At 69.0% G+C, this 16,847-nt stretch carries 17 protein-coding genes; 9 read left to right on the top strand and 8 right to left on the bottom strand.

What is annotated here, in order from left to right:
* Positions 1–47: 47 nt before the first annotated feature.
* The 6 genes from ACYQ7X_RS16000 to ACYQ7X_RS15975 form a co-directional block, all read right to left on the bottom strand.
* Positions 48–1,382, bottom strand: coding sequence for a TldD/PmbA family protein (locus ACYQ7X_RS16000; RefSeq protein ID WP_459698069.1), 1,335 nt, complete (start codon positions 1,380–1,382; stop codon positions 48–50).
* A complete protein-coding gene (locus ACYQ7X_RS15995) occupies positions 1,379–2,644 on the bottom strand; it encodes a M16 family metallopeptidase (protein ID WP_459698068.1) in 1,266 nt (421 codons plus the stop codon). The genes ACYQ7X_RS16000 and ACYQ7X_RS15995 overlap by 4 nt, the downstream gene beginning before the upstream one ends.
* A gap of 19 nt (positions 2,645–2,663) precedes the next feature.
* Positions 2,664–4,064: a threonine synthase gene (gene thrC, locus ACYQ7X_RS15990; protein WP_459698067.1), complete on the bottom strand. Its 1,401-nt coding sequence runs from the start codon at positions 4,062–4,064 to the stop codon at positions 2,664–2,666.
* Positions 4,065–4,177: 113 nt separating this feature from the next.
* Positions 4,178–5,272 (bottom strand): redox-regulated ATPase YchF, encoded by a 1,095-nt coding sequence (ychF, locus tag ACYQ7X_RS15985; protein WP_459698066.1) that lies wholly within the window; start codon positions 5,270–5,272, stop codon positions 4,178–4,180.
* Between the two features lies 1 nt (position 5,273).
* Positions 5,274–5,852: an aminoacyl-tRNA hydrolase gene (gene pth, locus ACYQ7X_RS15980; protein WP_459698065.1), complete on the bottom strand. Its 579-nt coding sequence runs from the start codon at positions 5,850–5,852 to the stop codon at positions 5,274–5,276.
* A gap of 34 nt (positions 5,853–5,886) precedes the next feature.
* Positions 5,887–6,567 carry a 50S ribosomal protein L25/general stress protein Ctc gene (locus ACYQ7X_RS15975; protein ID WP_459698064.1) on the bottom strand — a complete coding sequence of 227 codons (681 nt, stop codon included), beginning with the start codon at positions 6,565–6,567 and terminating at the stop codon, positions 5,887–5,889.
* A 184-nt stretch (positions 6,568–6,751) separates the two neighbouring features.
* On the opposite strand from ACYQ7X_RS15975, the gene ACYQ7X_RS15970 reads away from it, so the two are divergent.
* The 5 genes from ACYQ7X_RS15970 (at position 6,752) to trmB (ending at position 11,445) form a co-directional block, all read left to right on the top strand.
* Positions 6,752–7,810: a glycosyltransferase family 4 protein gene (locus tag ACYQ7X_RS15970; RefSeq protein WP_459698063.1), complete on the top strand. Its 1,059-nt coding sequence runs from the start codon at positions 6,752–6,754 to the stop codon at positions 7,808–7,810.
* 122 nt (positions 7,811–7,932) lie between these two features.
* Complete coding sequence (phbB, locus tag ACYQ7X_RS15965) at positions 7,933–8,655, top strand: acetoacetyl-CoA reductase (protein ID WP_459698062.1); 723 nt, start codon at positions 7,933–7,935, stop codon at positions 8,653–8,655.
* Between the two features lie 38 nt (positions 8,656–8,693).
* On the top strand, positions 8,694–9,455 hold the full coding sequence (dapB, locus tag ACYQ7X_RS15960) for a 4-hydroxy-tetrahydrodipicolinate reductase (protein WP_459698144.1): 762 nt from the start codon (positions 8,694–8,696) through the stop codon (positions 9,453–9,455).
* Positions 9,456–9,559: 104 nt separating this feature from the next.
* Complete coding sequence (gene metK, locus ACYQ7X_RS15955) at positions 9,560–10,747, top strand: methionine adenosyltransferase (protein ID WP_459698061.1); 1,188 nt, start codon at positions 9,560–9,562, stop codon at positions 10,745–10,747.
* Between the two features lie 77 nt (positions 10,748–10,824).
* Positions 10,825–11,445: a tRNA (guanine(46)-N(7))-methyltransferase TrmB gene (gene trmB, locus ACYQ7X_RS15950; protein ID WP_459698059.1), complete on the top strand. Its 621-nt coding sequence runs from the start codon at positions 10,825–10,827 to the stop codon at positions 11,443–11,445.
* Here the strand turns inward: trmB and ACYQ7X_RS15945 are convergent.
* Together ACYQ7X_RS15945 and ACYQ7X_RS15940 are read right to left on the bottom strand one after the other, a co-directional pair.
* Positions 11,418–12,635: an acyltransferase family protein gene (locus tag ACYQ7X_RS15945; protein WP_459698058.1), complete on the bottom strand. Its 1,218-nt coding sequence runs from the start codon at positions 12,633–12,635 to the stop codon at positions 11,418–11,420. The genes trmB and ACYQ7X_RS15945 overlap by 28 nt on opposite strands.
* A 76-nt stretch (positions 12,636–12,711) precedes the next feature.
* A complete protein-coding gene (locus ACYQ7X_RS15940; RefSeq protein ID WP_459698057.1) occupies positions 12,712–13,341 on the bottom strand; it encodes a YbhB/YbcL family Raf kinase inhibitor-like protein in 630 nt (209 codons plus the stop codon).
* A gap of 257 nt (positions 13,342–13,598) precedes the next feature.
* Here ACYQ7X_RS15940 and rimP point away from each other — a divergent pair, with 257 nt between their 5' ends.
* From rimP to ACYQ7X_RS15920, 4 genes are all read left to right on the top strand, one after another.
* A complete protein-coding gene (gene rimP / locus ACYQ7X_RS15935; RefSeq protein ID WP_459698056.1) occupies positions 13,599–14,159 on the top strand; it encodes a ribosome maturation factor RimP in 561 nt (186 codons plus the stop codon).
* 37 nt (positions 14,160–14,196) lie between these two features.
* On the top strand, positions 14,197–15,720 hold the full coding sequence (gene nusA / locus ACYQ7X_RS15930; RefSeq protein ID WP_459698055.1) for a transcription termination factor NusA: 1,524 nt from the start codon (positions 14,197–14,199) through the stop codon (positions 15,718–15,720).
* 82 nt (positions 15,721–15,802) lie between these two features.
* A complete protein-coding gene (locus ACYQ7X_RS15925; protein ID WP_459698143.1) occupies positions 15,803–16,408 on the top strand; it encodes an RNA-binding protein in 606 nt (201 codons plus the stop codon).
* A gap of 2 nt (positions 16,409–16,410) precedes the next feature.
* Positions 16,411–16,847 (top strand): translation initiation factor IF-2 associated domain-containing protein (locus ACYQ7X_RS15920; protein WP_459698054.1); only part of this gene is annotated, 437 nt, incomplete at its 3' end.

The raw sequence follows: 16,847 nt of genomic DNA, 5'->3' as shown, positions 1-16,847 counted from the left end.
CCTCAATCGAACGAGCCCCAGCCTATAGCGGAAAGCGGGCGGGATGGTCAGGCCCCGGCCATCGTCATGCCGTCGATCCGGATGGTCGGCGCGTCGGTGCCGCGCCGGAAGCGCAGATCGTTCGCCGGCACGAGGCGGGCGAACATGCCGATGAGATTGTCGGCGATGGTGATCTCCGCCACCGGCTCGGCCAGCTGGCCATCGCGGATCATGAAGCCGGCCGCGCCCCGGCTGTAATCGCCGGTGATGCCGTTGATCCCGGAGCCGATGAGCTCCGTCACGTACAGCCCTTCGCGGATATCGGCCATCAGCGCGGCGGGGCTGAGCTCGCCCGGCGCCATATAGAGGTTGGTGGTCGCGGGGCCGGGCGGGGCGGAGGTGCCGCGTGCCGCATTGCCTGTGGTCTTGAGGCCGAGTTGCCGGGCGCTGCGTCCATCCAGCACCCAGGTCTTGAGGATGCCGTCCTCGATGATGTCGAGCGGCGCCGTCGGCTGGCCTTCGCCGTCGAAGGGGCGGGAGCGGAGGCCGCGGCGACGGTGCGGATCGTCGCGGATGAGAAGCCCGGGCGCGAAAACCCGCTCGCCCATCTTCTCGCGCAGGAAGCTGGTGCCACGCGCGATGGCGGCGCCGTTGACGGCGCCGGCGAGATGGCCGAGCAGGCTCGCCGAGACCCGCGGGTCGTAGATCACGCTGAGCGTCGCGGTCTTCGGCCGGCGGGGATTGAGCCGGGCGAGGGCGCGTTCCGCCGCCCGCCGGCCGATCTCGGCCGGGTCGTCGAGATCCGCCTCATGCACCGCGCTCGTATAGTCATAGTCGCGCTGCATCCCAGTGCCCGAACCGGCAAGCGCCGTCGCCGAGACCGAGAAGCCGGTGCGGCCCCAGGCGCCGGCGAAGCCGCGGCTCGTCACCAGCACCGCTTCGCTGCGGCTATAGCTCGCATCCGCGCCTTCGCTATTGGTGATGCCGGAGACGGAGAGCGCCGCATCCTCGGCCGCCGCCGCCCGCGCGCCGAGCGCCGCGGCATCGGGCTCGGCCTGATCGACGAGGTCGAGATCGAGCGCCGGGATCGCCCCTGGGTCGAGCAGCCCGCCATAGGGGTCTGCCGGCACCAGCCGCGCCATGGCGACGGCGCGTTCGGCGATATCGGCGAATTGCGCGGGGTCGAGCCCCGGAGCCGAGACGATCGCCGACCGTTCGCCCACGAAGACGCGCAGGCCGAGATCGCGCCCCTCGGCGCGTTCCACATGCTCGATCGCGCCGAGCCGCTGGCTGACGGAGAGCGAGGCGCCGGCGACATAGACGGCATCCGCCTCGTCCGCCCCGGCGCGCCGGGCGGCGGCGAGGAGATCGCCGAGCAGCCCGGTTTCCTTGTGCAAGCTCATGCGGCCAGCGTCTCCGTGATGGTGGCGAGCCCGGGGACCCGCCCGGCCGGGCCGAGCACGGCGAGCGTCGGGCGCGCGCGGAACAGGCGGGCGGCCGCGCGGCGGATATCCTCCGTGCTCACCGCCTCGATCTGCGCCACCATTTCGGAGACCGGCACGATGCGGCCATAGACCTGCAACTGCCGGGCGAGCTGCTCGCAGCGGCTGCCAGTGCTTTCGAGGGACATCAGGATCGAGGCTTTGGATTGCGCGCGTGCCCGCGCCAGTTCCGCCTCCGTCACGTCGGTCTGCACGCGGCGCAATTCTTCGAGCGTCACGGGCATCAGCTCCGCCGCCTCGCTCTCCCCGGTGCCGGCATAGATGCCGAAGAGGCCGCAATCCTCGGCCGGCGCGGTGAAGGCGTAGATGGAATAGACGAGGCCGCGCTTCTCGCGGATCTCCTGGAAGAGGCGGGAGGACATGCCGCCGCCGAGCAGCGTCGAGAGCAGCATCGAGGGGTAGAAATCGGCATGGGTATAGGAGACCGAGGGGAAGCCCAGCACGATATGCACCTGGTCGAGATCGCGCTCCTCGCGAAACTCGCCCCCGACATAGGCGGCGGGCGCGGCCGCCGGCACCGGCGAGGTCGGCAGATCGGCGAAGTGCCGCTCGGCCAGGCGCACCACCTCCTCGTGGTGGAGATTGCCCGCCGCGGCGACGACGACGTTGCGCGTGCCATAGTGGTTGCGCATATAGGTCATCAGCGCCGTCCGCGGCATGGCGCGGATCACCTCCTCGGTGCCGAGCGTCGGCCGGCCCATCGGCTGGTTGGGGAAGGCGGCTTCCTGGAAGTGGTCGAAGATGATGTCGTCCGGCGTGTCGTTCGCCTGGCCGATCTCCTGCAGGATGACGCCGCGCTCCCGCTCCAGCTCCTCCGGCTCGAAGGTGCTGTGGGTGAGGATATCGCCGATGATATCGGCGCCGAGCGCCATGTCCTCCTTCAGCACCTTGACGTAGTAGGCGGTCTGCTCGCGCGCGGTATAGGCGTTGATATGTCCGCCCACCGCCTCGATCTCCTCGGCGATCGCGGCCGCCGAGCGGCTTTGCGTGCCCTTGAAGGCCATGTGTTCGAGGAAGTGGGAGACGCCGTTTTCTTCCGCCATCTCGTGCCGCGTGCCGGCCGAGACATAGGCCCCGAAGGAGACGGTTTCGACGCGCGGCATCGCCTCGGTGACGACGGTGAGGCCGGAGGCGAGGGTCTGGACGCGAATGGCGTCGCTCATCGGCAGTTTCCTTCAGGCTTCAAACGTTGCGGCCGACGAAAGCGCGAATGAGGCTTTCCACGGCGGCAAGCTCGTTGGGCGCGCGGGTGACATGCTCTTCGGCCGTCATCAGATGGCGCAGATGCGGCGGCAGGGAAGGGCGGATGCCGGTGGCGGCGGCGACCGCATCGGGAAATTTCGCGGGATGCGCCGTCGCCATGGCGATCACCGGCGCGGATTCGGCCAGATGCGCGTGGCGCGCCGCCTCGATGCCGATGGCGGTATGCGGGTCCGCCAGATAGCCGGTCGCGGCATGCAGGGCGCGGATCGCGCTGGTGGTCTCGCCATCGCTCAGCGCCAGGCCCTGGAAGAGGCTGGTCGCCTGCCGCCAGGCCGCCTCCGGCACCGGCATATGGCCGGTCTTGCGGAAGGCCTGCATGATCTCGGCGGTGCGGGGCGCGTCGCGGCCGAGCAGCTCGAAGAGCAGCCGCTCGAAATTCGAGCTCACCTGGATATCCATGCTGGGCGAGAGGCTGGGCTCCACGCCGCGGGCCGTCATGTCGTTCGTGGCCAGGAAGCGGGTGAGGATATCGTTGCGGTTGGAGCCGATGATCAGCCGCGAGATCGGCAGGCCCATGCGCCCTGCTGCATAGGCCGCCAGCACATTGCCGAAATTCCCCGTCGGCACCGCGAAGGCGACCGGGCGATCGGGCGCGCCGAGGGCGAGCGCCGAGGCCACGTAATAGGGGATCTGTGCTGCGATCCGCGCCCAGTTGATGGAGTTGACGGCGGTGAGCTTCATCTCCCCGCGGAAGGCCTCGTCGGCGAAGAGACCCTTCACCATGTCCTGGCAGTCGTCGAAAGTGCCGGAGACGGCGATGTTGAAGACGTTGCGGGCGCTAACCGTCGTCATCTGCCGGCGCTGCACCTCGCTGGTGCGGCCCTCGGGGTGGAGGATCGCGATCTTGATGCGCGCCCGGTCCCGGCAGGCTTCGATGGCGGCGGAGCCGGTATCGCCCGAGGTCGCGCCGACGATCGTCACCTGCTCGTCCCGCTCGGTCAGCACATGTTCGAAGAGCTGGCCGAGGAGTTGCAGCGCCATGTCCTTGAAGGCGAGCGTCGGGCCGTGGAACAGCTCCTGCACCCAGAGGTTCTGGTCGAGCTGGATGAGCGGCACCCGGGCCGGATGGTCGAAATGCGCATAGGCGCGGTCGCAGAGCATGCGCAGCCGGTCGAGGGTGATCGTCTCGCCCACGAAGGGGTGGATGATCTGGGCGGCGAGTTCGGCATAGGGCATGTCGCGCAGCCGGCGCCATTCGGCAGCCGTTCGCTCCGGCCAGCTTTCGGGCATGAAGAGGCCGCCATCCTCGCCAAGCCCTGCGAGGAGAACACCAGCGAAGTCGCGCGGCTCGGCCTGGCCGCGGGTCGAAATATAGCGCATCTCCCTGAGCTATCGTACAGGGCCTGGCTTCGCCAGCCTCAAGGCCGCATGGCCGCTGCTTCCGCCCGCTCGCGGCGGCTTCCCCGGCGGGCCTCAGCGCTTTCCGCCGCGCCTCAGACGTTGAAGCGGAAGAGCAGCACGTCGCCGTCTTTGACCACGTATTCCTTGCCTTCGATCCGCAGCTTGCCGGCATCCCGCGCGCCGGCCTCGCCGCGATAGGCGATGTAGTCGTCATAGGCGATCGTCTCGCAGGCGATGAAGCCGCGCTCGAAATCGCCATGGATGACGCCCGCCGCCTGCGGCGCCTTCATGCCGCGCTCGATCGTCCAGGCGCGCGTCTCCTTCGGCCCCACCGTGAAATAGGTGATGAGGCCGAGCAGCCCGTAGCCCGCCGCGATCACCCGCGCGAGGCCGCTTTCGGCAAGCCCCAGCCCTTCCAGAAACTCCGCCTGCTCGGCTTCCGGCAATTGGCTGACCTCGGCCTCGATCGCGGCCGAGACGACGACATGCGCCGCGCCCTTCTCGGCCGCCATCGCCGCGACCCTTGCCGAGAAGGCATTGCCCGTCGCGGCCGAACCTTCCTCGACATTGCAGACGTAAAGCACGGGCTTGGCCGTCAGCAGTTGCAGCCGCGCGGCCGCCTTCCGGTCGGCCGGTGCGATCGCGCTCCAGGCCGAGCGGCCCTCGGTCAGCGCTTTCACGATCGGCTCCATCAGCTCGACCTGCGCGGCACTCTCCTTATCCCCGCCGCGCGCCTTCTTCTGCAGGGCGGGCAGCCGCTTCTCCAGGCTTTCGAGATCGGCGAGCATCAGCTCGGTCTCCACCACCTCGGCATCGCGCACCGGATCGACCGAGCCTTCGACATGGGTGATGTCGCCATCCTCGAAGCAGCGCAGCACATGGATGATGGCGTCCGTCTCGCGGATATTGGCGAGGAACTGGTTGCCCAGGCCTTCGCCGCGGGAGGCGCCGCGCACGAGGCCGGCGATATCGACGAATTCCAGGCTGGTCGGCACCAGCTTGGCCGATTTGCCGATGGTGGCGAGCGCGGCGAGGCGCGGATCGGGCACCGCGACGCGGCCGACATTGGGTTCGATCGTGCAGAAGGGATAGTTCGCCGCCTGGGCGGCGGCGGTCGCCGTCAGCGCGTTGAAGAGGGTCGATTTGCCGACATTGGGCAGGCCGACGATGCCGCAGTTGAAGCCCATCTTAACTCACCTTCCGCATGTCTTCGGCGATGCCGCTCATGAACTCTTCCGCCCGCCCCTCGGCGAGCGCCGCGGCGCGATCGGCGATCGCGTCGAGAAAGGGCAGCAGCCAGGACTGGTCCGCCTTGGCGAAATCGCCGAGCACATAGCCGTGCACCCGGTCCTTGTGGCCGGGATGGCCGATGCCGAGGCGCACGCGCCCGTAATCCGGCGTGCCGATCATCTGGTCGATGCTGCGCAGCCCGTTATGCCCCGCCGCCCCGCCGCCGCGCTTGACGCGCAGCTTGCCGGGGATGAGGTCGAGCTCGTCATGGAACACGGTCATCGCCGCCGGTTCGATCTTGAAGAAGGCCAGCGCCTGCTGCACCGCCTCGCCCGAGCGGTTCATATAGGTCATCGGCTTGAGCGCCAGGATCTTCTGGCTGCCGACGCGCCCTTCCGCGACGAGGCCCTTGAAGCGCGGCCGCCACGGCCCGAAGCCGTGGCGGATCGCGATCACATCGAGCGCCATGAAGCCGATATTGTGGCGCTGTCTGGCCATTCCCGGCTCGGGATTGCCGAGCCCGACCCAAAGCAACATGGGCGGACCGAGCCTCCGAGCCGGTTACAGTCCCTTACTTCTTCTTAGCGGCGGCGGCCGGCTTGCCGCCCGCCTTGCCACCCTTGGCGGCGGCGGCGGCAGCCGCGGCCTCAGCCTTGGCGGCATCTTCCGCCGCATCGGCCGCGTTCTGGGTCGGCGCCGCGACGGTCGCGACCACGAAGTCGCGCTCGGTGATCGTCGGCCGCGTGCCCTCGGTGCCGCGCAGATCGGAGAAGCGCACGGTGTCGTTGATGTCGAGGCTGCCGAGATCGGCGGTGAAATGCTCGGGCACCGTCTCCGGATCGGCATAGACCTCGACCGTGTGGCGCACCACGTTCAGCACGCCGCCGCGCTTGAGGCCGGGGGAGGTGGCTTCATTCTCGAAGACCACGGCCACCGCCACGCGGATCTGCTCGCCCGGCGCCAGGCGCTGGAAATCGACATGCTCCGGCTGGTCGGAGACCGGGTGGAACTGCACGTCGCGGATCAGCGCGCGCGGCTTGTCGGCGCCGAGGTCGATCTCGTAGAGGCGCGAGCGCCAGCCGCCGCGATGCAGCTCCTTCAACACCGAGCGCGGATCGAGCGCGATCAGCGTCGGCTCCTGCTTGGCTCCATAGATAACGGCGGGAACCTTCCCCGCCCGGCGTGTCGCGCGCGCTGCCCCCTTACCTGCCCGCTCGCGCAGCTCGGCCGGGATAGACGTGAAATTGGCCATCACTCGCTCCTTCAGGAAATGCGTAAAACGCCGGCCTCCAGGGGTGCCGACGTCCGGGGGCGGGCTGTAGCCGAGACGCGGGCGGGAGGCAACCATCCGGCGGCGCATGCCGCCCCGGCGGCCCGCTCTTGCCCAGGCTGCGCGCTTCGGCGATGGTCCCGCCCCGCCGGCTTTGGGGCTTTCGATGACACTGCACGCCGTTCTCACCCACGCCCTCTTCCTGCTCTGCCTGACGCTGCTTTCGGCCGCGGCGGTGCGCGGCATGATCGCGCTCGGCGTGATGGACCATCCCGAGGGGCGCAAGGCGCATGAGCGGCCGACGCCCAAGCTCGGCGGCGTCGGCATCGTCCTCGCCTATCTCCTCGGCATCATCATCCTCTACCGCTATGCGCAGTTCGCCCGCCTCGCCGACCCCTATTTCCGCGGCATGATCCTTTCGGCCTTCCTCATCGCGATCGTCGCGCTGTTGGACGACATCTACGACTACCGCTTCATCGTGAAGCTCGCGGCCCAGGTGGTGGCGGCGCTCAGCGCGGTGCTGACCGGCCTCTACGTCGCCGCCTACCACCTGCCCTATATCGGCGGCGTCGCCGCCGGGCCGCTCGCCATTCCCTTCACCCTCTGCTGGATCCTGTTCGCCACCAACGCGATGAACTTCATCGACGGGATGGACGGCATGGCGGCCGGCATCACCTTCATCACCTGCGTCTTCCTCAGCATCTTCTCGCTGCACGCCCATGGCTGGTTCACCTATTTCGCCGCCGCCCTGCTCGCCGCCGGCACGCTCGGCTTCCTGCCCTTCAACTATCCGCGCGCGCGGATCTTCATGGGCGATGTCGGCAGCCAGTTCTGCGGCTTCGTGCTCGCCATGCTCGCCGTCGCCTCCTCGCGCTTCGAGAGCAGCGAGCTGTCCTTCGTCCTGGTGCCGATGATGCTGGCGGGCGCGCTCTACGATGTCGCCTTCACCCTCCTCCGCCGCTTGCTGCGGGGCGAGAACATCACCCAGGCGCATCGCGGGCATCTCTTCCAGGTGGCGCAGCGCGCGGGGATGGATCCGCGGCTCATCACCTTCATCTATTGGGGCTTCACCGCCTTCGGCGCGCTCGCCGCCTGGTGCTTCCTCGCCGCCCCCTCGCTCTACAAGCCGCTGGTGGTGCCGGTGCCGCTGCTGCCGCCGATCGTGTGGACCATCTATGTCATCGGCCGCGCCAAAAGAGCGCGGGTTGGGCGTTGGTCTCATTGAACAATTTCCCTATCCGGCCGAAATGATCCCTGGCGTTCGCGGCCTTTCTGCGGAAGATTGAACCGCGCGGCATGGGCGGAAGAGCCTGGCCAGCGCGAAAGCGAGATCGGGGGGGAGACGAGATGGCACGGGTAGCATTGGTCACGGGTGGCACGCGCGGCATTGGGGCGGCCATCAGCATCGCGCTCAAGGAGGCGGGCCGAACCGTCGTCGCGAGCTATGCCGGCAATGTCGAGAGGGCGGAGGCCTTCTCCCGCGAGACCGGCATCGCCAGCCTCAAATTCGATGCCGGCGATTTTGCCGAATGCCAGGCGGCGGTGGCCCAGATCGCGGCTGAGCACGGGCCGATCGAGATCCTCGTCAACAATGCCGGCATCACGCGGGACGCGACGATGGCGAAGATGACGCGGGACATGTGGGATGCGGTGATCGACACCAATCTCGGCTCCTGCTTCAACCTCTGCAAGCTCACCTTCGACGGCATGCGGGCGGGCAAGTTCGGCCGCGTCGTCAATATCGGCAGCATCAACGGCCAGGCCGGGCAATACGGACAGGTGAACTATGCCGCGGCCAAATCCGGCATCCACGGCTTCACCAAGGCCTTGGCGCAGGAAGGCGCGCGCTTCGGCATCACGGTCAACGCCATCGCCCCCGGCTATGTCGATACCGACATGGTGCGCGCGGTGCCCGAGGATGTGCTCGCCAAGATCGTGGCGCGCATTCCGGTCGGCCGGCTCGGGCATGCCGAGGATATCGCGCGTGGGGTTGTCTTCCTGACAGCCGATGATGCGGGTTTTGTCACCGGATCGACGCTCTCGATCAACGGTGGGCAGCACATGTACTGATACTGAGCGCGGCAAGGGATCAACATATATTGATGTCTATGCGGATCGGCATTGCCGGCATCTCCGGCCGGATGGGCCAGCTGCTGGTGGAGGAGGTCGAGGCGGCGGGCGCCGTGCTCGCGGGCGGCACGCGCCGCCGCTACGCGACGCAATCTTCCGTGCCACTCTTCCCCGATGTCGCGGCGCTGGCCGCGGCGGCCGATGTGGTGATCGACTTCACCCGCGCCGGCACGGCGGAAGCGCATGCGGCGGCGCTGATCGCCGCGGGCAAGCCCTGGGTGCTCGGCACCTCGGGCCTCTCGGCTGCCGAGGAGGCGGCGGTGGCGGAGGCCGGGCGGGTTATCCCGATCGTCTATGCCGCCAATTTCTCGCCCGGCGTCACCCTCGTCCTCGCCATCGCCGAGCAGATGGCCGCCGCCCTGCCAGCGGCGCAGTACGATGCCGAGATCGTCGAGATGCATCACCGGCAGAAGGTGGATGCGCCCTCTGGCACCGCGATCGGCCTCGGCCGGGCGGTGGCGCGCGGCCGCGGCGTCGATCTCGCCGCCGTCATGCAGAGCGGGCGGGACGGGCATACCGGCCCGCGCCCCGATGGCGCCATCGGCTTCGCCGCCCTGCGCGGCGGCCAGGTGGTGGGGGAGCACAGCCTGCTCTTCGCCGGCGCGGACGAGCATATCGTTCTCACGCACAAGGCTTTCGACCGCCGAACCTTCGCCACCGGCGCGGTGCGCGCCGCCCTCTGGCTCGGCCGCCAGCCGCCCGGCCTCTATGCGATGCGCGACGTGCTCGGCCTCCGCTAAGCCCGCCAAGGCCCGCCAAGGCTTGACCCCGCGGCCGCTTTGGGCGAAATCCATCGGCCCTCGCCGGGTCGGTGAGGAAATCTCCTGGCAGTTCGGAGCTTCTCATGCGCGATACCGGCGAATATCTGTTCACGTCAGAATCGGTCTCGGAAGGCCATCCCGACAAGGTGGCGGACCGGATCAGCGATACCGTGCTTGATGCCTTCCTCGCGGCCGATCCCTATGCGCGCGTCGCCTGCGAAACCCTGGTGACGACCAACCGCATCGTGCTGGCCGGTGAAACCCGCGGGCCGGACACCATCACCCACGAATATCTCGCCCATCTCGCCCGCATGGCGGTGCATGACATCGGCTACGATCAGGAGGGCTTCTCCTGGCGCAACGCCACCGTTGAATGCCATCTGCACGCGCAATCCGCCGATATCGCGGTCGGCGTCGATGCCGCCGGCAACAAGGACGAGGGCGCGGGCGATCAGGGCATCATGTTCGGCTATGCCTGCCGCGAGACGGAAGATCTGATGCCGGCGCCGCTCTATTACTCCCACCTGATCCTGCGCCGGATGAGCGAGATGCGCCGCAACAAGGATCTCTCGGTCGCGGGCCTGCAGCCGGACGCCAAGAGCCAGGTGACGCTGCGCTATGTGGACGGCAAGCCGGTGGGCGCGACGAGCGTCGTCGTCTCCACCCAGCATGATGCCGATGTCAGCCTGGCGAAGGTGCGCGAGATGGTGCTGCCCATCATCCAGAGCAGCCTGCCCGAAGGCTGGATGCCGGCGGAGAGCGAGATCTATATCAACCCGACGGGCACCTTCGTCGTCGGTGGCCCGGATGGCGATTGCGGCCTCACCGGGCGCAAGATCATCGTCGATACCTATGGCGGCGCGGCCCCGCATGGCGGCGGCGCCTTCTCCGGCAAGGACCCGACGAAGGTCGATCGCTCGGCGGCTTACGTCTGCCGTTATCTCGCCAAGAACGTCGTCGCCGCCGGCCTGGCCGAGAAATGCACGCTGCAGATCTCCTACGCCATCGGCGTCTCGCATCCGCTCTCCGTCTATGTCGATCTGCACAATACGGGGCGGGATGTGAATGAGGAGAAGCTCGAGCGGACGCTGCGCGAACTCGTCAACCTCTCGCCGCGCGGCATCCGCGAGCATCTTCATCTGAACCGCCCGATTTATGCGCCGACCTCGGCCTATGGCCATTTCGGCCGCACGCCGGATGAGGAGCGCGGCACCTTCACCTGGGAGCGGACCGATCTGGTGCCGGCGCTGAAATCGGCCTTCAACCGCTGATCGCCGCCAAGGCGCAGCCCGACCGGCTCTATGGGCGGCAGCGCGGCCATGCGCTGCGCCCGCGCCAGGCCTGGCTGATGGCGCATGTGCTGCCGCGCCTGCGCGCGGCGGAAGCCGCGCTCGCCGAACCCGGCGCGCTCTTCGCCGCACCGGTCTCGGAACTCTGGGTCGAGGTCGGGTTCGGCGGCGGGGAGCATGCGCGGGCCTTGGCAGCCGCGCATCCCGAGATAGGGCTCATCGCCTGCGAGGTTTTCGAGAACGGCATCTGCTCGATGCTCTCGGCGCTGGTGCCCGATGACGGGACGGAGGCGATCCCGCCGCTTCCCGCCAATCTCCGCCTCTGGGACCGCGATGCCCGGCATCTGCTGGCGAGGCTGCCCGATGCCGCGCTCTCCCGCCTCTATCTGATGTTCCCCGATCCCTGGCCGAAAGCCCGCCACGCCAAGCGGCGCTTCGTGCATCCGGCGAATGTGGCGCTCGCCGGGCGGCTGATCCGCCCCGGCGGGCTGTGGCGCATCGCGAGCGACGACCCGACCTATCAGGCCTGGGTCGCCGAGGTGATGGCGGCGCAGGATTTCTTCGAGGTGCCGCAGCCCAGCGCCGAGCGGCCGGAGGGCTGGCCGCCGACGCGCTATGAGGCGAAGGCGCTCAAGGCCGGGCGCCAGCCGCTCTATTGGAGCCTGCGGCGCAAGGGCTGAAGCCCGCGCGCGGGCAGTCGCCGACCATCGGGGCCGAGGATGAGCGCCCGGCTCCAGCGGCGGCAGGGTTCCTCGACCGCGTGATGGACGAGGGCGGCGAGGGCGAGCGGCAGCAGCACCGCGGCAGGCCCCCAGAGCAGCGAGAACAGCCGCCAATCCCCCTGTGCCAGGGGGCCGAGCGCCAGCATCAGCAGGCGCTGCACCGGCACGTGCAGGAGATAGAGGGGGTAGGAGATCGCCGCCGCCGTGCTGAGCGCCGGCTGGGCGAGCAGCGCGCCGAGCAGCCGGCCGCCCCGGCCGAGACCGGCTTCGGCGATGAGGCAGAGCGTCCAGGCGAGCGGCACGAGGAGTGCGGGGCCGCCGCCCGCGCCGAGGCTGAGGCCGAGGGCTGCCAGCAGGACGAGGCCGTAGCCGCGTCGCGCCGCCGGATCATGCGGCCGGGCGAGGAGCGGCGCGCTCGCCATGCCGAGCGCGAAATACCAGGCTTCGCGCGGCAGGAAGGCGCGGCCGAACTGCCAGGCGGCAGGCGCGAGCGGCAGCGCGCTGCCGAGCAGGCCGAGCAGGATGAGGCCGGCTGCGGCCGGCGCGATACCGCCGAGCGGCCCGCGGGCGGCCGGCCGCAACAGCCAGGGCGCCGCCGCGAGGGCCAGCGCCAGCAGTGCGTAGAACTGCCATTCGGTGCTGAGGCTCCAGGCCGGGCCGAGCAGGGCGTATTCCGCATCGGGCAGCACCGCCGGCGGCAGCAGGCCCTGGACGAGGGCGAGATGGGCGGCGAGATGCGCCGCCGGGGCGGCCGGCCAGCCGGGGGCGAGGATATCGCGCACCGCGCCCTCCACCCCGGCGCCGGCGGTGGCGAGCCAGGGCATCAGCGGATAGGGATTACCCGCCCAGAGGCTGAGTGCGGCCAGCAGCAGCGCCAGGAGATAGACCGGCAGCAGCCGCCCGGCGCGAAGTGCCAGGAAGCGTTTCGCCTGAAGAGCGCCCTCCAACCCCCCGGCGCCGAGGGCGTGGAGAATGACGAGCCCGCTCAGGCAGAAGAAGAGATCGACCGCCGCCCGCCCGTGCGAGAAGAGGCCGGTGAGCCACCCGGCCCCCGGCACCGGCCAGAGCAGGGGCAGGCTGTGGCCGGCCAGGATATAGAGCGCAAGCAGGCCTCGCAGCCCGTCCATCGCGCGCATGCGGGGCGCCATCGGCGAACTTTCAATGCGGGTCTGCAATGATAGGGCGGCGAGGACGCGCCTGGCGAGTCCTCTTTGCGGAAAGCCTTCAGTGCAGGCCGTAGCGCGGGGTGAGGCTCGCATGGCCGAGGGCATGGCGGCGCAGATAGACCGCGACCGTCTCTGCCGGCGTGCCGTTCTTGAAGGGCAGGGCCTGCTCGCCCACCGCCCAGACGGTGATGAGGTAATGATGCGCGAGCCGCCCGGCCTTCGGGCAGGGGCCGGTATAGCCGAGCGCATCGAACCCGTTGCGCGCCTGGGCCGCGCCAGTCGGCAGCTTCGCCTGATCGGCCGCCGCATTGGCGGCAAGGCCCGTCGCTTCCGCCGGGATGTTGAACATGAGCCAGAGCCAGACGACGCCGACCTTGGCGTCGAGATCGGCCATGCTCACCGCATAGCTCTTCGTGCCGGCCGGCGGATGCGCCCAGCCGAGCGGCGGGGATTGGTTGGCGCCGTGGCAGCTGCCGCGGGCGCCGACATAGGCGGGCGGCATGCGCGCGGCGGTGCGCACGGTCGGGCTCGTCAGGGTGAAATGCGGCGACGCTGCCTTGGCCGCCGCCTCGGCGCGGGCTGAAACAAGGCCCGCCGCGGCAAGAGCGCAGAGCAGCGCCGCGCGGGCCGCATGCAAAAGCGGGCTGAAGCGGCCCCGCCGCCGCATGAAAGCTGTTGGCAGGGCCATCGGTTGCGGGCTAGTCTTCACGCAACAACAACTCCCGCGCTTAGTGGGGCCAAACATCCAAGAAACTGAAAGGGTGGCCTCTGGCCGCCTTTTTTATTGCTTGAAACCCGGTTTAACGGCGCCGCCCGAGGATTGGCAAGGCGCCCAGGCCGGATGCGCGCGCCGCCCTGCCCTGCGCCCTTCGCTTCCGGCTTGCGCCCCCTTGGCCTGCCGCTTATATGACAGGCCTTCCCTTCACCGCTGGATGAGAGACGGGGGTGGCCCAAAAGGCCGCCTTTTTTGCTTTGACCGACGAAAACACGCCGCATCATACGGGCTTCGAGGCCCGCCTCGCCGAGATCATCATGCCCCGGCTGATCGCCATGGGCTTCGAGCTGGTGCGCGTCCGCGTGCTCGGGCGAGAGCGGCCGACCGTGCAGATCATGGCCGACCGCGCCGATGGCAGCCAGATCACCATCGAGGATTGCGAGGCGATCAGCCATCAGATCGGCGCCGTTCTCGATGTTGAAGATATCGTGCCTGGCGCCTGGACTTTGGAAGTAAGCTCCGCCGGAATCGACCGGCCGTTGACCCGGCCCCGTGATTGGAACCGGTTCGCCGGCCATGCCGCGAAGGTGGATATGGCACTCCCGACGCCGGATGGGCGCAAGCGTTTCTCAGGCATCGTGCTCGGCGCCGCCGAGGGCCAGGGGCGGCTTCGGCTGGATGACGGCACGGAGGTGAGCCTGCCGCTCGCCGATATCAAATCCGCCAAGCTCGTGCTGACCGACGCGCTGATCGAGGCGACCGCCCAGCCGGCGCCGGAAGACCTTCACTGATTTTGACCGCCTGAGACCGAACCTAAGAGGCAAAGCCATGGATACCGCGATCGCCCGCCCGGAGCTTCTTCTGGTCGCCGATGCCGTCGCCCGTGAAAAGTCCATCGACCGCGAGGAAGTGCTGGAGGCGATGGAGCAGGCGATTCAGAAGGCCGGCCGCGCCAAATACGGGCATGAGAAGGACATCCGCGCGACGATCGACCGCAAGACCGGCGATGTCCGCCTCTCCCGCTGGACCGAGGTGGTGGAGACCGCGGAGAACGAGGATACCCAGATCCCGCTGCATATCGCGCGGAAGTTCAAGCCCGAGATCAACCTCGGCGAATTCATCATCGACCCGCTGCCGCCGATCGATTTCGGCCGCATCGCGGCGCAGACGGCCAAGCAGGTGATCGTCCAGCGCGTGCGCGAATACGAGCGGCGCCGGCAATTCGCCGAGTTCAAGGACCGCGTGGGCGAGATCGTCAACGGTGTCGTCAAGCGCACCGAATACGGCAACCTCATGGTCGATCTCGGCCGGGCGGAAGCGCTGCTGCGGCGGGACGAACTCATCGCGCGCGAGAGCTTCCGCAATGGCGACCGCGTGCGCGCCTATATCTATGACGTGCGGGAAGAGCCGCGCGGGCCGCAGATCTTCCTGAGCCGCACCCATCCCGGCTTCCTCGCCAAGCTCTTCGCCCAGGAAGTGCCCGAGATCTACGACGGCATCATCGAGATCAAGGCGGTGGCGCGCGATCCGGGCAGCCGCGCCAAGATGGCGGTGATCAGCCGCGATGCCTCGATCGACCCGGTGGGCGCCTGCGTCGGCATGCGCGGCAGCCGCGTGCAGGCGGTGGTGCAGGAGTTGCAGGGCGAGAAGATCGACATCATCCCCTGGAGCGCCCAGGCGGCGACCTTCGTCGTCAACGCGCTCGCCCCCGCCGAGGTCACCAAGGTGGTGATGGAGGAGGAGACCGGCCGCGTTGAAGTGGTGGTGCCCGATACGCAGCTTTCGCTCGCCATCGGCCGGCGGGGCCAGAACGTGCGGCTCGCCAGCCAGCTCACCCGCTGGGATATCGACATCCTCACCGAGGCCGAGGAGAGCGAGCGCCGGCAGGAGGAATTCCGCCGCCGCTCCGGCCTCTTCGTCGAGGCGCTGGATGTGGATGACGTGATCGCCGGCCTGCTCGTCACCGAAGGCTTCACCACGCTCGAAGAGCTGGCCTATACGCCGATCGAGGAACTGGCCGAGATCGAGGGTTTCGACGAGGCGGTGGCGGCCGAGCTCATCCGCCGCGCGGAGGATTTCCTCAACGCGCGGGAGCGTGAGCTGGAGGAGAAGCGCGTGGCGCTCGGCGTGACGGACGATGTCGCGGCCTTCGAGATCTTCTCGGCGCAGGCGCTGGTGGCGCTCGGCGAAAAGGGGGTCAAGACGCTGGACGATCTCGCCGATCTCGCCTCCGACGAGCTGATCGAGATCGTGGGCTCCGGCCTCGACGAGGAAACCGCCAATGCGGTGATCATGCAGGCGCGGGCGCATTGGTTCGCGGAGGATGGCAGTTCTGAGCCAGACGCAGAATGAGCCCGCGCAGCTGACAGACGCGGCGGCCGGCGGCCTTGAAGCCGCGGCCGCGCGCGCAGCCGAAAGCGCGCCCGCAACGCCGGTGGAGGAGGCCGAGGAGACCGGCCCGCTCCGCCGCTGCGCGGTGACGCGCGAACGCCTCGCCAAGGAGCGCATGATCCGCTTCGTCATCGGGCCGGAGCGGATGCTGGTGCCCGACCTTCAGGCAAGGCTGCCCGGACGGGGAATGTGGTTGAGCGCCCGGCGGGATGTGATAGAAGCAGCAATTACTCGGAAAGCCTTCTCTCGCGCCTTGCGGGCGGAGGTCATGGTGCCGGCGGATGTGCCGGGCATCGTCGAGCTAGCGCTCAAGCGGAGAGTGATCGAGCTTCTCGGCCTTGCCCGACGCGCAGGCCAGGCGGTTGCCGGATTTACCAAGGCGCGTGAATGGCTGGCCGCGGGCCGCGCGGTGCTGATCGTCCAAGCAGCGGATGGCAGCGCCGACGAGCGCGCGAGGATGTTGAGTGGACGAGCGGTACCCGTCATCGCCCCGGTGGCTGCCGAAGAATTGGGGCAGATTTTTGGGCGTGACCATGCCGTGCATGTAGCAGTATCAGCTGGGCGGCTGGCCGAGATGCTGCGGACAGAGAGTGAGCGCCTGGACGGTTTCATCAAGGGACCGGGCAGGGCTGATCAACCGGGCGGATGACATTGAGCGATACGAAAGACCAAGACGGCAAGGCGAGATTATCCCTGCGTCCCTCCGGACGCCTGGAACTGGGGCGGACCGTGGATGCGGGGTCCGTGCGCCAGAGCTTTAGCCATGGACGTTCCAAGGTGGTGCAGGTCGAGGTGCGCAAGAAGCGCGCGCCGGGCACCCCGCCGCCCGCCGTGCCGGCCTCCGGGGCGGCACCGTCCGGCGGTGGCGGCAGCGGCCGCCCGCAAGGTGGCGGCCGTGGCGGCCAGCAGAGCGGCGGTGGCCGCGCGCTGACCGCGAGCGAGCTTGCGATGCGCCAGCGCGTGCTGGAGGAGCAGAAGCGCGAAGCCGCCCGCCGCGAGGCCGAAGCCCGCGAGCAGGAAAAGATCATGATCCTGTCGGCCGCCGAGGAAGCGCGCCGCCGGGAAGAGGAGGCGCGCCGCGCCGCCGA

It is taken from the genome of Acidisoma sp. C75, from assembly GCF_054665095.1.
Note: the sequence above shows the minus strand (reverse complement) of the source record. Positions and strands in the feature narration are given on the sequence as shown.

Bases quoted from the DNA above. Each gene is read 5' to 3' on its own strand.
- dapB (WP_459698144.1), top strand. From the start codon at position 8,694: ATGCGGATCGGCATTGCCGGCATCTCCGGCCGGATGGGCCAGCTGCTG.
- ACYQ7X_RS15975 (WP_459698064.1), bottom strand. From the start codon at position 6,567: ATGGCCAATTTCACGTCTATCCCGGCCGAGCTGCGCGAGCGGGCAGGT.
- metK (WP_459698061.1), top strand. From the start codon at position 9,560: ATGCGCGATACCGGCGAATATCTGTTCACGTCAGAATCGGTCTCGGAA.
- ACYQ7X_RS16000 (WP_459698069.1), bottom strand. From the start codon at position 1,382: ATGAGCTTGCACAAGGAAACCGGGCTGCTCGGCGATCTCCTCGCCGCC.
- phbB (WP_459698062.1), top strand. From the start codon at position 7,933: ATGGCACGGGTAGCATTGGTCACGGGTGGCACGCGCGGCATTGGGGCG.
- ychF (WP_459698066.1), bottom strand. From the start codon at position 5,272: ATGGGCTTCAACTGCGGCATCGTCGGCCTGCCCAATGTCGGCAAATCG.
- ACYQ7X_RS15970 (WP_459698063.1), top strand. From the start codon at position 6,752: ATGACACTGCACGCCGTTCTCACCCACGCCCTCTTCCTGCTCTGCCTG.
- ACYQ7X_RS15945 (WP_459698058.1), bottom strand. From the start codon at position 12,635: ATGGCGCCCCGCATGCGCGCGATGGACGGGCTGCGAGGCCTGCTTGCG.
- thrC (WP_459698067.1), bottom strand. From the start codon at position 4,064: ATGCGCTATATTTCGACCCGCGGCCAGGCCGAGCCGCGCGACTTCGCT.
- ACYQ7X_RS15940 (WP_459698057.1), bottom strand. From the start codon at position 13,341: ATGGCCCTGCCAACAGCTTTCATGCGGCGGCGGGGCCGCTTCAGCCCG.
- pth (WP_459698065.1), bottom strand. From the start codon at position 5,852: ATGTTGCTTTGGGTCGGGCTCGGCAATCCCGAGCCGGGAATGGCCAGA.
- nusA (WP_459698055.1), top strand. From the start codon at position 14,197: ATGGATACCGCGATCGCCCGCCCGGAGCTTCTTCTGGTCGCCGATGCC.
- trmB (WP_459698059.1), top strand. From the start codon at position 10,825: ATGGCGCATGTGCTGCCGCGCCTGCGCGCGGCGGAAGCCGCGCTCGCC.
- ACYQ7X_RS15995 (WP_459698068.1), bottom strand. From the start codon at position 2,644: ATGAGCGACGCCATTCGCGTCCAGACCCTCGCCTCCGGCCTCACCGTC.